We start from the raw sequence: 13,961 nt of genomic DNA, 5'->3' as shown, positions 1-13,961 counted from the left end.
GGCACTTCCTGACGCAGTTGTGGAGTCGCGCAGCCTGCAGGGGCTTGCCATGACGCGTTCGAAATCCGTCAACGGTCCCGGTGGAGAGCGCACCAACGGATCGGCCGCGGAATACTGGCCATCCGTTTTCCCGAATACGTTGCTGTAAAGGTGACAGCGCACAGTCGAGAAATTGCCATCCCAGGACGTCCAGGATCGTCGTCGAGCAGCTAGGCGATAAGATCACCGTAGCAGACGTCGTGCTCATGAAGAAACTTGATTTTCCGGCGACTTAGTTTCAGCTCAGGCAAGGTCTTGCTTGTCATCCCGATCGAAAGAAGGTGTCGGACGGATGCCTAGCCGCCGCCACGCTCCGTATCAGCGTCAGGGATCGAAGCCGCAAGGACCTCGCGGCCTCAGTCCGCGCGAGCGCGGCTGTCGGAGCGAAGGCGCCCGAGGTTGAGGCCATCTCACAACAAAAGCTGCTGAACCTTTTGTTTCAAAAGCGCATCGTCCAGACACACCGCCCATTCCAGCAGCATCTGTCTCACCGTCGTCGGCAAGATGCCGTGAAGCGCAAGTCGATTCAGAACGAGAGATCGGTCCCTGTCAACACGCGCTGCGGTGAGGTCCGAAAGCAAGCGTACGTCATATCCCCGCTCGGCCGTTTGCAGGGCGGCAATAAAGATTTCCTCTTCGAGCCAACTTCCTCCATAGAAAATGATACCGGTTTGGGCTGAAGCCAGATTGTCTGTGAACCGGCGATCCCGCCAAATGGAAAGGGGGTCGACGTCCAGCTGCATCATCGGCTGGGTGAGTTGCTGACGAACGTCAATCCCGGCCGGTTGGCATTCGCCGATAACCGTCAACGGGACGGCGAACATCTCTAAGCCTGTGTGCAGTAGTGAGAAGCTGCTGTGACGCGCGGCAAGACCGGCCGAAATTGGCGTCTTGCCGCGCGACAGATTAATCAACACCACATGACTATGTCGTGGGTCTGCGAACATTTGCGTGCCAATCACCTTTTCCGGGCTCAAGAGGCGCGTGCGGTCAGGCGGCCGCGTTGACAGGATCGGGTGAGAGAAGCACAGGACCGCTGACGGCGGCTCGTTCGTACATCCTGTGAAGCGCTTGTTCGGACGTGTCGAGAAACCCGGCAACGGCCATCGTCGATCCGACCTGCTGTGGCGCAGCGATCCGTCTCAATGGCCAGCCTGCTCGCCGGAGAATGCGCTCCATACGCGTATCGGTGACTGTCACGATGTTGTCTGCGCTCGCGCCGCGTGCCGCCTCTATCATCGCGGCGAAAAGGATAAGCGTGGCGCGGTTGAGACTATTGGCGGCCTGCTCGGTGATAAGCCTAGTGTCGACGCAAAAGCGCGAGCTTTCGAGAATTCTTTCGTCCTGCGGCGCGAGGGTCCCGCCGAGCAGGACGGGAAAGGTGTCGGCCAACATGGTCGGTCCCATGGTCGGAAGCAGACGAACCGAACCAACCGGCTCTCCGCCGTCTGACATCAGAATGAGATAAGTCGGCCCGAGCGTGTCATACACATCGAGCTCAAATTCACCTGAGACGGACACGGACCAGTCGAGCCTGTCCATGAAGACACGGCGCCGCAGCCGATACATCGCCGCGAGCAAGTCCAGATGCCGACCAAATTGAGGTGCGTGAAGTCCAAGGGCATGCATGCCAATCTCCCGAAATTATCAGGAGGCCTCAAGACCAGAAAGGAACTTTCTAATCGCCTGTTAGATTTTACAGGTGGGTCTGGTTCAGCTTGATTTCGCTAGATCTTTTTGGACAGAGTACAATAAATAATGAACGGCGTGACAACCGCGCCAGGTCTGTTTTGCATCTTGCGAAATGGGAGGGTGTGGATGATTACGACAACAAACCGCGTCGCAAGGCCTCGGCGACGCACTGGGCAATAGATGCTGCACCGAGCTTGCGGCGAGCGTTCTCAAGATGAAAAACTACCGTGCGCGGCGCAATCTGGACCAGCACCGCGATATCCGCGACGCTTTTTCCCTGTGCGGTCCATGCAAGGCATTGACGCTCGCGCTGAGTAAGTTCAGTTCCGGAACGTTTATCGGTGGAGGGTACAGCAAGTTTGCTGGAGACATGACTATGAAAATACACCCCAGCGAGTTGTACGAGGCCCTTCCAGTCGGCCACGAGCCGCTCCAGGTGAACGTCGCGGTCGTCCGTCGCCAGCGTAAATGCAGCCATCCGTCCAAATCCGCCCCTGATCGGCACAGTGACGCCTGACCTAATGCCGAAGGTCGCCGCTTCATCGAAGAAGCGGCGCTGCTCGCGATTTCCGACCGGGGCTGAGCCCCCTCCTCCCCAACTGAACAATGCGTGCTCGACACGCGCGCGGCGCACCACAGGGTCAAGCTGCTGATATCCAAGCTGGAAATAGCGGCTGGTCCAGGATTTGGGATAGGACGAAATCAACGTTGGCGCGTCGCCGGTCAGGCGCAGATAGGCAAATCGCTGAAAGCCGAGCTGCTGTGTGAGTCGTGTTGCGACACGCTCGAATTCATCCACGTTGACTGCGGTCTGGATACTATCAATGAATTCCTGGAAGATGCTTTCGACCCGGCTCATTCCGGCTCTACCATCTTGAACACACTAGCCGTACTTTCCTGAGCGCGTTCGGCAAAGGAGCTGTCCGGCAACAGGTCGCGCGATCTACCGACCGATACAGATATGTCCCACGATGCCGCGCGGCCGAGTTGGAGGCGCACCGGCGCTAGTCCTTGCTCCTAGCGCAGCTGCTTCGTCCCAGGCACACGTGTAATAAACCAGAACCATGCGCCAACCTGAACTGCAAGGTTCACTGCAAAGGCGGTCTGGTAAGCAACTTCCGGGTAATGGCCATGCTCAGGCGTCCAATGCTGAAACACGAAACCGAGAAGAGACTGGACCACAAACGCGTAACCGATGTGAAAGACGTTAAGCGCCGCATTCGCACGTCCACCAAGCTCTTTGGGGAAGAAATCGAACAGAATCGCGCCGCTAAGGACGGTTGCAGCGCCGGCAGCAGCGATGATGATCCACGGAGCGGATGATGGCAGAGGGGCTCGCAGGATTATTGCCAGTTGGGCAGCGAAAAACAGAATTGCGACCGAGCCCAAGAGCGCCTGTGGTCCTATCCCGTATCGCCGGAGCTTCTGAGCCGCAACCCCTAGCACCAGGGCGCCCGCACTCAATGCAATTGCCATGGCAAACAGATTGCGAAGCAATCCCGACCGGTCCAGGCCCTCCACATCCGAGAACCACTGGGCAGCCCACAATCCCTGTAGCGCCCAAGCGGTACCAATGCAGCTCGCAGATAGGGGCGCCAAACGCCAGAAGCGAGGATCAGCATAAATCATTCTCAGTCCAATGGTGGTCCCCTTCGCTGCCAATGAGCCCGTGGCCTCTGGCACGACAAGGAAAATTGCAAGCGCACATCCAGCCGATGCGATGGCTAAGAGTTCAAACAATCCCCGCCAGCCGACCGAAACGAGCAGGTATTCGGCCGGCAATGTCCCCGTCACGCCGCCAAGTGCAGCCAGCATGACCATAAGGCCATTGAGCATTGGGACCTGCTCGGCGGGAAACCAGAGAACGACCGCTTTCAATCCGGCCATCAATGCTGCGGAAACGCCGAGACCGATCAACGCCCTGCCGAGAAGAAGAAGCAAAACGTTGTCAGCGATGGCAAACAGCGCTGCGCCGGCGGCGGCTGCCAAAAGCACGACACTCTGGATTCGTCGTGGGCCGTATCGGTCCAACAATATCCCGATAGGAATCTGGGCCGCCGCAAAGGTCAGGAAGTAGATGGACGTCAGGAGACCAAGTTCATCGGCACCCAAACCAAACTCGAAAGTTAGCGGCCCAGCTATCGTCGCATTGATGTTACGAAAGAGAAAAGAAAGGTAGTAAGCAGCGACGAACGGCAAGAACACGCGAAAGATTAAAAGCCAATCTGCGTTGAAGGCTCGTGACCGCTGTTGCGCCGTCGCACGCCAGGGCGGCAAAGCGAACCGCGATATCGCGCCACGGATTGTTTGCTCGGCTCTTGAATCGGGTTCGTGCTCGCACCATGCCCCTCCGGCAGAATGCGGGGTTTGTGGTTTGTTGCCGGCGACAGTCGTTGCACCGGCCTTCTGTTCCGGGTGTGTTGAGCGCGTCAGCGCTTCTGGCCCCACCGGTTCTGTTGCAACATGCTCCCGCTCAGTCGAATTTACCCGCTCGATTGTCTCCTTTATAAGGGAAGTTCCTAGGTTAACCCGCCTTGTCACCTGGGTAGCAAATTCGTCGAAGCGCGCGAGCCCGAGGGTACAAGCGTTAGGTTGGTCGGCAGCTGCAAGCGGCGGCGTGACCGCGAGAAGAAATCGAGCCTGAAGCGCAACAGTCTCGCTTACCATTCGCACATCGTCATGAAGCTGTTCGAGGTTCCGGTGTATGGCGCTCAGCCGCCGATCAATTGAGGCCTCTTTGATGTTACGATCAGGGTCGAGGAAATGAGCGAGCGCAGCCTCAACGATCGCCGATTTGGTCGCCCCTGGACTTTTTGCTGCGACTGCGAGCCGCGCGGCGACCGGCTCCGAAAGATAGACACCGATGCAGGGCTTCATGGAAGCGCTCCGTCGAAAATCAATCGAGCGGCTGTAGACTTCTCATGGCTTGAGACGGACTGTTTCCGCCGATCGAGATGACCCCAGCTTCCTCGCTCTACGGAGCTGAAGAAACCTTCAACATGCGCATTGAATGCCGCAGGCTCTTCGAGGTTGATGGCATGGCCCGTATTGGGGCAGACCCAAATGCCGGCGGACGAAAACGTGGATTTGAGCATCAAGCTGGTTTCAAGACATGCCGTGTCTTCGTCGCCCACCGCGAGCAGCACCGGTAACGGTATGTTTGAAAATTGATCTCGGAAGTCGTACAAGGACGGTCGCACGGCTTGGCGCTGAACCAGAGTATTGGACATCCCGCGTGCAGAATGCTGCTTTAATCGCCCCCCAAACTGTTGCCAGCCCTTGAGGTCTTTGTGCTTCAGTCGAATGCGCGTGGAGTGGCCCGCCATTTTCTCGGCCATGGCATCGATACCTCGTGCCGTCAATGTGCGCGCCAAAACCGTCGCGCTTCTTGACCAACTTTCCCGATTCGACGCTGGAGATCCTAATCCTGCTCCGGCTGCAACGATCGCACTGGCCCCTTGGCGGTACCACAAACCAAAAAGCAGAGATGCAAAGGCACCCATGCTCGATCCAACCACGTGGGCTCGACTGATTGATAGACCGCGCATAACGGCATCAATGTCATGGACGGCGAACTCCCAACCGTACGCGGCTGGATTATCGGGAACGTCGCTCGGCGGATATCCCCGCGCATTGTAGGCGATACATCTATAGCTACGGGAAAAATAGCGGATTTGTGCTTCCCAGCTGTGCAGATCCGATTCAAACTCATGAACGAAAACGATTGGATAGCCGCGACCGTACTCTTCAAAGTAGAGCTTCATTCCACCTGACGCGATAAAAGGCATCACCACCGCCGATCTTTTGGAGCGTCGGCAAGGCATGCCGCGCATCGTGTGGCGTTATGGCCGAGCAGCGACAAAAACGGAGGTGTCGCTTATTCATGATCGGTTTTCGACACACCTGCTTTTCGTATGCCTCGAAATAAAGCTGTCCAATGATTAGGAGTTGGCTGCGGCGGAAGAATCGACCTCCGAATGGCGAGATAGTGACGTCTCAAGCCCGGCGGTGCTCTGAGATCGAAGATCGCCTTGGCATGACGTGCACCAGTGCCGCGGACCTGGCCCTTACCTTCGTGAATCGATGCAAGCTTTCGGGCTTGAATGGCCCTAAAGCTTGCAGCGCTATTTCTGGCATCCATCTCACGCTTATAGGAAGCCTGGAAAAACGTGCCCCATCGCTCCATGCTGTACTTCGCGAGAGAAGGCCCCTGAATTAGGGTATCCGTGCCGCCGCAGCAGACGAAGGTGGCATTGCTGTCCTTCTTGGTGCACATTGCCCAATATCGGCCGCCAACGCCAACGCTGAGATTCTTAGTGATGATGTAGGATGATTCCTTCCAATTGGACGCCCCCGCCAGCGTCCGCGATGATCGTAGAAAGTTGTTCTCTGGCGAAGGGAGATGGTGGTCGCGACCACTGAAATCCGTCCACGGCAGGTAAGCCGCGTCGACGCTCACGCGCCAGCGCTCAAGCAACATGGTCTCGGCGCTGAGGCCTATGCGCGGCGCGTTCCAATCGGTGTCTTGGCTGCCTATGAGCCTTCTGTCACTCGGCGTCAAGCATGGATACGGCGAGACGGTCTGCACGCATCCTACCGAGTCGGACTTCTGGCCATAATAGATCCATCTCACAAATGCGCCCACCTTGTAGGTGCTGCCGCGCAGGAAATCGTAACCGGCATCGGCCGTGTAGTACATGAATTTTCCGTTCGCCTGGCCTGATATCGTGTTGCTGTAGGCTTCGCGGTAGCCGACGCTCGAATCCTCATCGTTCATCTTTCCTTTGTTGAAGCGCCCGATGCCAACATTGCTCTTCAGGAAGCCTCCCAGGGACTGTCAAGACGTCCGAACAATTCGCCGGAAACTCCGTCCAGCCCATCATACGTGAGCCTTGAACTAGGAGTGCCGGCATCTCCAGGCATCAGGGGCGCAAGAATGTAGTCCCATTGGAATTTTCCCCGGCTGAGCCAGAGCCGTGAGCCGCCTTCGAGTGACCAATCGCATATATGCAAAAGGCGCCGCTTTGGCGGTCGCGCTTGTCGGGTACAGGAGCGCATCGGACCATTCCGGCGCCCTCGGATCCATGCCAAAACGATAGTTCAGACCGACCTTTCCGATGTGATAATTGCTAGATAAGCTGCTTGTGTTGGCTGGGACGATTGCAAAAGGCGGAACCTGCACGGTAGAAGGGGTCGCCACATCCGGCCCGCCAAACCCCATGTAGTCGTACTCAAATTTGACGGACCAAGCGGCCGTGAGCGCTTGCTCAAGGCCGACACCGACGGTCCCACCGAAACGACCGCAATCGAACTGCGTTGCCCCCGCGGGAAGCCCGCAAAGTTCCCTTCTCTAAATTCGTTGTTATTGGCGATTTCGCCGCGATTGTTTTGCCAAGCGACGCCTCCTTTGACGTAGGCCAGCGTATGGCCCTGAGGGCCAAAAGCGTAACCCGCACGAGTGGTCCCTGTGACAAAGCCGTTTGGACCTGCCGTGCAGGTCGCCATCACAACAATGGGGGAGAAGGCAAGACAGGTATTTGTACCGTCCGAGACGGCGCCACTGGCATCCAACTCAAGGCCAAAAACCCAGCGGTCCCCCTGCCAATCGTAGCCGATCTGACCTCCGGCGAGGAACACAGGCGTATCGACGACATCGCCGTAAATTGACGGACCGTAGGGATCACTGAACGAAGTCAAGCCGGAGCCCCCCGCCGACGTGGCCGCCGATATATCCTCCGGTCCAGCGCCACAGTGCCGGTCGAGCCTTTACTGCCGGCCTGAGATCCGCCGAATTGACAGCGCCGCTTACTACGACCGCAGTTGCTGCGGCCCCCCAAAAGAGAAGTTCAGATCGCATATCAACTCCCAACACACAACGCGCGCGCCACCTGGCAACGGGCCGAATGGCCGACGTTATGAGCGCCGCTTCGACGCCGCTTATGGGGTGTAGGATCTATGCCAGCGGACGCGACGCGCATTCCCTGCGGGTTTTGGGGGCGCTGTCGTCTTTGCAACAAGACCGGTGGTTGTTGAAACAAGCCGCGCGTCTGATGTCGAACACCAGGCGCATGCTGCACACCGGCACTTGAGGCGGATTGAATAGGTGAGCACTTGTGAAGAGGTTCGTCTCTTGATCCAGTCTCGCGCAATCGTTGCAATGAGATATTGCGTTGAGCGAGTAGTACTTTCGGGGAGTCGGTCAATGTATGGTTTTAGAACCGTTTCCGGAGAAGTCGCGCAATGGCTTCCACATCGTCCTTCGCTCATCCGCGGAAATCTTTCTTGGTACGTTCAGCACGTCTTTCTTTGGTACGTTAAGTACGAAAGTGATGCACCACAGACACAATGTGAAGGTCGCGCAGAAACATACTCTTAAAGCGATCTCGGGGATTACCTATTCTCTACCCTAGACAATGCACGCGGAGTCATGCCTTGAACGCGTTCAGAATACGAGTCCGACGATGATCAGCGAAGATTTGGCAGCCATGCGCACTCATCGCAACCGCATCCACTACTATCGCAGGTTACTTGAAGCTCAGCTGACCGAGCCTGAGCGCCAATATGTCGAGATGCGCCTTTCTGAAGAGCTTTGTGCTTTCGAGGATTTAAAGGCCGCTATCTTTCCCCTAGTTTTCACAATCTCAAACCCGCCTACGGTGCAACGTTGTGCGAGAGCTATATCTCTCTCTTATCCTGTTGATAACAGCGGACTTGCACCTGATCGCCCTCGACAAACAGCACAAACGCGGAAGGGCCATCACGAAGCTGATCCTTGAGTGGTCCTTCGGGGCCAAAAAGCGCAGAGCCGCACGACACGATGTCCACCGGATCCGAACACACGTACGGCATATGCAAGTGCCCGTGAAGAATGATTGAGGGCTTGTTGTCTTGGGCCAACTTCAAAACGCTATCTGCGTCCAGGCAACGCAAAAACATCCTCGCGGCGCGGCCAATACTCGCCGGAGGGATCTATGTGATGGTGCACAAGCACGAGGAGCGGTTGCGAGCTGCATCGATTTTCCGCGAGTAGTTTTCTTGCCGCGGCCAACTGGGCAGTCCCGACAAGGCCGAGCGCATTGGTGATGGGGGAGTTAGACGGCCTCTGATTGCTGTCAAGAATCAGGATGTCAACGCCCCAATTTGCGCCGCTGATGAACGCCGAAAAGCCTTATCGGGTTCGCAGACAGCCGGTTTAGATGGTTTAGCACTTCCTCATGCCGATAGGAGCTGTTGCCGAACAAGCTCTTCAATAAGAATAGCTCCGCCAGATAGGGCACGACTCCCCGAGCCTCGCGTCTCATTTTCTTGAAATGATAGTCATGATTTCAAGGGGACGCACACGAACGGCGGGTCCATCTTCTTCACTTCCGATTCCAGTCGCAACCAAGCCTCGGCGGCGCCTGTATCGGTTGCGTCGCCGCAGCACAGTATGATCCGGGGTCGAGTTCGGGTGATCGCTTCAAGCATAAAGTTCAGAGCAGGTTGCGAATCCTTGGCGCCTTGCAACGTTCCTTCGCCGGGGGCGGTCAGATGCAGGTCGGAGATCACAAGGATACCGCCAGATGCATCGGCCTGGCGGGAGCGACGGCGTTGATCGCCTATCTCTGATGAAGGAGATCAATATCCGGATGCTTAAGGACGTGCCCTAATGACCAGTTCGTAAATCATTCGCGCGCTCAACGCGAAGGCGCCCAGGGCAAATATCAGATAAAACACTGCAGCGACCACATCGCGAAGCAGTCCGGTGAAAAAGGATCGCGTATCACCCACACTTGCGCATAACAAATCACCAGCAGGTACGCCGCAACCTGCAAGGCGAACAGGCCGCAAAGAAGGCTGTATACGAGGTTAAAAATCCGCTCGGTTACCAGGCCGTAAACTCGTGCCGATGGCCTTCGATCGCATAGGGCCGCACTCGACAGAGCCAGCACCAGAGCTAGGCACGCGAGAGACAGCACCATACCGCCCGGTATTATCCATGCGGGCCTTGCGAAATCATGCTCCGAACAAAACAAGTTGCCAGCAATGACGAGTGTCGTCGGATGTAAGCAGTCGTCCCGTGGTGATCAACGAAAAGAATTGGTTCACCCCGGTCGTGATGAGGCCGATAACGACGAGCCAAATTACGAAATCGAAAAGCGACCGAAATGCTCTTAGCAAGCGCCGCAGAACTCTTATTATGGATTCGCTGACATCTCCCATCTAGGCCACCGCTGTGACATTGTAAGCACCTGACTTCTTGACATTCGTGCGGGCAGCAAGACTGCCGGAAAGGGACACTGGGCGTCCCGGATTTGTTTTGGCAAAACCCAGAAGACAACTCCGTATCGAATGCGCGTGTCTGCACGTTATTGGTACTGAAATAGTCCAGAAGCGTTCGGGATACGGTCGTCTTGCCAACCCCACCCTTGTCCGCACCTACCACAATCACAACCGGCTTTGTCATGGAATCCCCCTAAAGCACTCGCTACCGCCGACCGCGACGTGTGCAATCAGCTAATCTCTGCTTTGGATGCGAACATGGCAGAAAGAAGGGATAGTGGAATATTTGACGCCTCACCAACGCGATTGGTGTAGAGTTTCTTAGTGCGAGGCCATCAGTGACGTTGGGATACGAACGACTAGTTGCTGTGAGCGGTGTTCCACGTCAGGTTTGTGAGCATGCGAACCAGCCGTTCTCGGAAAAAAGCCGACTGCGGCGATGATCACCGCGACCACCATCAGATGATCACCGCGACCACCATCAGATGATCACCGCGACCACCATCAGAAGTACATCGCCGTTATATAGATGAGCATCAAACAGCTTGAATCTCACGTAGCGTCAGGTTGTAGGCTTGGAAGAACGATGACCAAGGCTAACCACGCAGGCATCTATGCCTCAAGTGAAAAAATCAAGTTTGATCGGCATGGCTTGCGAAGTCGAGCTTCTCGCTTGCGGATGATGACCGATTATTCAGGTATAGCTTGTGCCAGGAGGGGAAGCGCTCTCAGCGGTTATTGAAATGACACTGAAGGCGAGCAAAGTCGCAATGTGGCCTGGGGAGTCCCCGCGAGGAACGTTGAAGCGCTTCCACCCCGAGATCACCGAGATCGTCGACATGACCACGACTGCGGATCAGATGAAGATCTTCGACACACTGAACTCAGGGCTATCCGTCACCGTGATCGACGCCCGCGAAGGCTTGCTGTCCCCGGCGCTGGCATCCTTGCGCGACATCGGTTTTTTGGATGCCGCGAGGTCCGGCCAGATCACCTTTGCCGTATTCCATATCTTGGGATCCTCCATCGCTTCTCTGGATGAGATCGCTGAGACCGCCGGTTTCATGACTGGTGCAAAGTATTTTCTGGTGAAGAACTTCATCAACGACACTCAATTCTTCCAGTGGGACCAGTCGACCTACAACTCCTACTTCCACCGAATCAAGAACGCGACCGAGCTGACGATCCCGAAGCTCAACGAGATGGCCTATGAGCAGGTCGAAGTTGCTTCCGTCCCGTTCGTGAACTTTGTAGCCAATAAGGGTCGGAACGAGGATGCCGCGAACCACTCCTTCGTGCTGCGCGGCTATGTTCGGCACTGGCTCGCGAATGTCTGGCGCGAATATGATCGCATCAACTTGACCGACTTGGCCGGCGCCAAATGCCGACCATAGCTGATCCGCGACCGCGAGCGGGGTCATTCTCGTCGTCTCCTTACCATGAGAATTCCGAGCAGGCCGAACCCTCTCGCGAGCCGTAGCGGAAGTCGAGAAGGCGCTCCAGCGCACCGAGGGCTATGGCGATTTCAGCAACGGACTTACCCTCGAAGGTGAGATGCGCCTCCTAGAACAAGATGGAGGAAGTCGCTGCCCCCGTTCGCCATCGATTGCGGAACTGCGGCCGCTAGTGTTCTCTCCAACATGCGGCGACATTTCATCGACCGCAGTTCGCTAATGAAATCTCCTGCATCTTGGCTTTGACCGCGCCGAGCGTGATCGCTCGGCGGCTAGGATCGGCATCGTCCCGCCCATTGCCGGATAGATGCGGCTATCTGGGCGATTTGCTCGGCCGAATGCCGGCGCGAATTCCGTTTCGTGCGGCCGTACTCGCTTAAAAGGGCCATGTTTCTATAGCCGGCTTATTCGCCGGTGCGACCATGTAGCCCCTGCAAGTTCGTTTATGGGCGGGGAAAGCCCTATTTTCTATGAGCAAAGCGCAACCCGCCGTCAAATCTGGGCGAATCGGGGGTTCCCGCGTACCCTCCCGGGCGCCTCCCCGTCGCCAGGCCGCAACGACGACAACGCGCGAATCAGCGTCGGCGTGATTTCAAGACCAACCTTCTGCGCGCGTCCTCAAAGAGTGATGCACAGCATTCATGCCTTGCGTCGGTGCTCGTCTCCGACTCCTGCAAAGGCGCACATCGAGTACGCCATGGGAAAGTTTTTCGAAAAAACGGTTTCCCGCTGCGCAACGTCCTGCCGGACAACTAGCAGCGGCGATTGTCAGCCTTGGAACCAATGTCAGCAACTTGACGCTACACACACTTACGAAGTGCCGTCAAAAACCTGCAATTCAATTCGGCACGCCGCTTGCTTCGTTCGCGGCATCCTCACAACAGCAGTGCGGTGATCTTCAGGAGCGGACTCGCCGCAGTTTTCAATCGAGGACCTTGAACACCATGAACAAGCCTACCATGCCTCAGTCGGTTACGGCCGCACCGCAAACCGAGGCGCTCGGTGTTTTCTTCGAACAGGCCTTCGAACGGCAAATCCGACTGAGCCCGATGAGAGAGGCCGCCTTGCTGGGGCGCAAAGATCGCCAGCATCTATGGGACGAGATCGACGAACCAGCACGGGACCAAGCGGTTCGCGAGATTCGGCAGGACCTTGATCGACTGCGCGCGGACTTCGATCCGCAGACGTTGCCGGACGCGGCCAAGCTCAGCTATCGGCTATTCGAGAGTAACTGCGTGACAGCGCTAGAAGCGGACAAGTTCCGGCATTACAACTACCCGCTAAACCAAATGGGTGGCTGGCAATCGTCCATTCCGGCCTTCCTGCTCAACCATCATCCTATCGACGCTGTCGAGGATGCGGAGGCCTACATCTCTCGCCTCGAGGGCGTCCGCAGGTTGGTCGCACAACTCATCGACGGTGTCGAGCTGCGTTCTCGCAAGGGGATTTTCGCTCCCAGATTTGTTTATGAAAGGTCATCCGGGATTGTCGCAATCTTCTGAGCGGCGTGCCCTTTCATGCTTCAGGAAAGGACTCGACGTGGCTTGCGGACTTCCGCACCAAGCTCGAGGCGCTGCCAATATCTTACGCGAAGAAGCCCAAGCTTATTGAAGCAGCCATCCAAGCGATGATCAGGTTCGTCCAGCCGGCTTACGTCGATTTGATTGCGGCGGCGGGCCGGCTCGAAGCCTCGTCCAGCACGGACGACGGCGCCTGGAAGCACCCCAACGGACTTGAGTTCTACGCGCAGGCGCTCAGGCACATAACCACGACGGAGCTGTCGGCCGCACAAATCCACGAGTACGGGCTGGAGGAGATCGCCCGGATCCACGGAGAGATGGAAAAGATAAAGAACTCGCTTGGCTTTGGCGGCGAACTCGCCGCTTTTTTCGAGCACATCAAGACAAACCCCAAGTTTGTCTATCCCGATACCGAGGAGGGACGGAGCACCTACCTCCGCGAAACATCCCGCATTTTGGATGCGATGTACCGCAAGCTCGGCAATTCTTTTGGCAGGCTTCCCAAAGCTCCTTTGGTTGTCAGGCGCGTCGAGGCCTTCCGTGAGAACTCTGGGGCCCTCGCCTTCTATCAGCGCCCGCCGGCTGACGGAAGCCGGCCCGGTGTCTATTACGTCAACCTGTCCAGAATGGAAATCCTGAAGACGTTCCAGCTCGAAGCTCTCGCGTACCACGAGGGCGTGCCGGGTCATCACATGCAGAATGCGATTGCGAGAGAACTAACGGGAGTTCCCGCCTTCCAGAAGTTCGCCTCGTACACCGCCTATTCGGAAGGATGGGCGCTATATGCTGAATCGCTTGCCAAGGACATGGGTGCGTATCGCGATCCGATGTCCGATTTCGGACGGCTCGCGGCGGAGCTGTGGCGCGTTATAGCGCGACAATCTGGATGGGAAGCTGGCGACAATCAGGATGGCGAGTCGGTGTCGCGGCGAGGTGATGATCGCCGCGATGATTGTCGCGCGCAAGAGTTTTGTTGAACTCTGATTGTCGCGGA

The 13,961-nt window shown here is 56.8% G+C and carries 10 protein-coding genes and 1 pseudogene; 4 read left to right on the top strand and 7 right to left on the bottom strand.

What is annotated here, in order from left to right:
• Positions 1-449: 449 nt before the first annotated feature.
• The 6 genes from IVB05_RS10380 to IVB05_RS10355 form a co-directional block, all read right to left on the bottom strand.
• Positions 450-1,016: a hypothetical protein gene (locus IVB05_RS10380; protein ID WP_247784063.1), complete on the bottom strand. Its 567-nt coding sequence runs from the start codon at positions 1,014-1,016 to the stop codon at positions 450-452.
• A gap of 13 nt (positions 1,017-1,029) precedes the next feature.
• Complete coding sequence (locus tag IVB05_RS10375) at positions 1,030-1,668, bottom strand: acyl-homoserine-lactone synthase (RefSeq protein ID WP_247520582.1); 639 nt, start codon at positions 1,666-1,668, stop codon at positions 1,030-1,032.
• Between the two features lie 193 nt (positions 1,669-1,861).
• Positions 1,862-2,590: an autoinducer binding domain-containing protein gene (locus IVB05_RS10370; protein ID WP_247784062.1), complete on the bottom strand. Its 729-nt coding sequence runs from the start codon at positions 2,588-2,590 to the stop codon at positions 1,862-1,864.
• A gap of 158 nt (positions 2,591-2,748) precedes the next feature.
• Positions 2,749-4,608: an MFS transporter gene (locus IVB05_RS10365; protein ID WP_247784061.1), complete on the bottom strand. Its 1,860-nt coding sequence runs from the start codon at positions 4,606-4,608 to the stop codon at positions 2,749-2,751.
• Positions 4,605-5,519, bottom strand: a complete 915-nt coding sequence (locus tag IVB05_RS10360) for an alpha/beta hydrolase (protein WP_247784060.1) — start codon at positions 5,517-5,519, stop codon at positions 4,605-4,607. Before IVB05_RS10360 ends, IVB05_RS10365 begins: the two co-directional genes overlap by 4 nt.
• 89 nt (positions 5,520-5,608) lie before the next feature.
• The gene (locus IVB05_RS10355; protein ID WP_247784059.1) at positions 5,609-6,508 is read right to left on the bottom strand and encodes a hypothetical protein; all 900 of its coding nucleotides are present in this window, start codon (positions 6,506-6,508) and stop codon (positions 5,609-5,611) included.
• Between the two features lie 1,684 nt (positions 6,509-8,192).
• On the opposite strand from IVB05_RS10355, the gene IVB05_RS10350 reads away from it, so the two are divergent.
• Positions 8,193-8,507 carry a hypothetical protein gene (locus IVB05_RS10350; protein ID WP_247784058.1) on the top strand — a complete coding sequence of 105 codons (315 nt, stop codon included), beginning with the start codon at positions 8,193-8,195 and terminating at the stop codon, positions 8,505-8,507.
• Between the two features lie 541 nt (positions 8,508-9,048).
• Here the strand turns inward: IVB05_RS10350 and IVB05_RS10345 are convergent.
• Positions 9,049-9,279: a metallophosphoesterase gene (locus IVB05_RS10345; RefSeq protein WP_247784057.1), complete on the bottom strand. Its 231-nt coding sequence runs from the start codon at positions 9,277-9,279 to the stop codon at positions 9,049-9,051.
• A gap of 1,496 nt (positions 9,280-10,775) precedes the next feature.
• On the opposite strand from IVB05_RS10345, the pseudogene IVB05_RS10340 reads away from it, so the two are divergent.
• From IVB05_RS10340 to IVB05_RS10335, 3 genes and pseudogenes are all read left to right on the top strand, one after another.
• A pseudogene (locus tag IVB05_RS10340) lies at positions 10,776-11,387 on the top strand (hypothetical protein); the annotation flags it as partial.
• Positions 11,388-12,391: 1,004 nt separating this feature from the next.
• Positions 12,392-12,949 carry a DUF885 family protein gene (locus IVB05_RS43740; RefSeq protein WP_346771844.1) on the top strand — a complete coding sequence of 186 codons (558 nt, stop codon included), beginning with the start codon at positions 12,392-12,394 and terminating at the stop codon, positions 12,947-12,949.
• 5 nt (positions 12,950-12,954) lie between these two features.
• Complete coding sequence (locus tag IVB05_RS10335; RefSeq protein WP_346771843.1) at positions 12,955-13,944, top strand: DUF885 domain-containing protein; 990 nt, start codon at positions 12,955-12,957, stop codon at positions 13,942-13,944.
• Positions 13,945-13,961: the final 17 nt, after the last annotated feature.

Origin of the sequence: Bradyrhizobium sp. 170 (assembly GCF_023101085.1) — a bacterium.
Lineage (GTDB): Bacteria > Pseudomonadota > Alphaproteobacteria > Rhizobiales > Xanthobacteraceae > Bradyrhizobium.
Note: the sequence above shows the minus strand (reverse complement) of the source record. Positions and strands in the feature narration are given on the sequence as shown.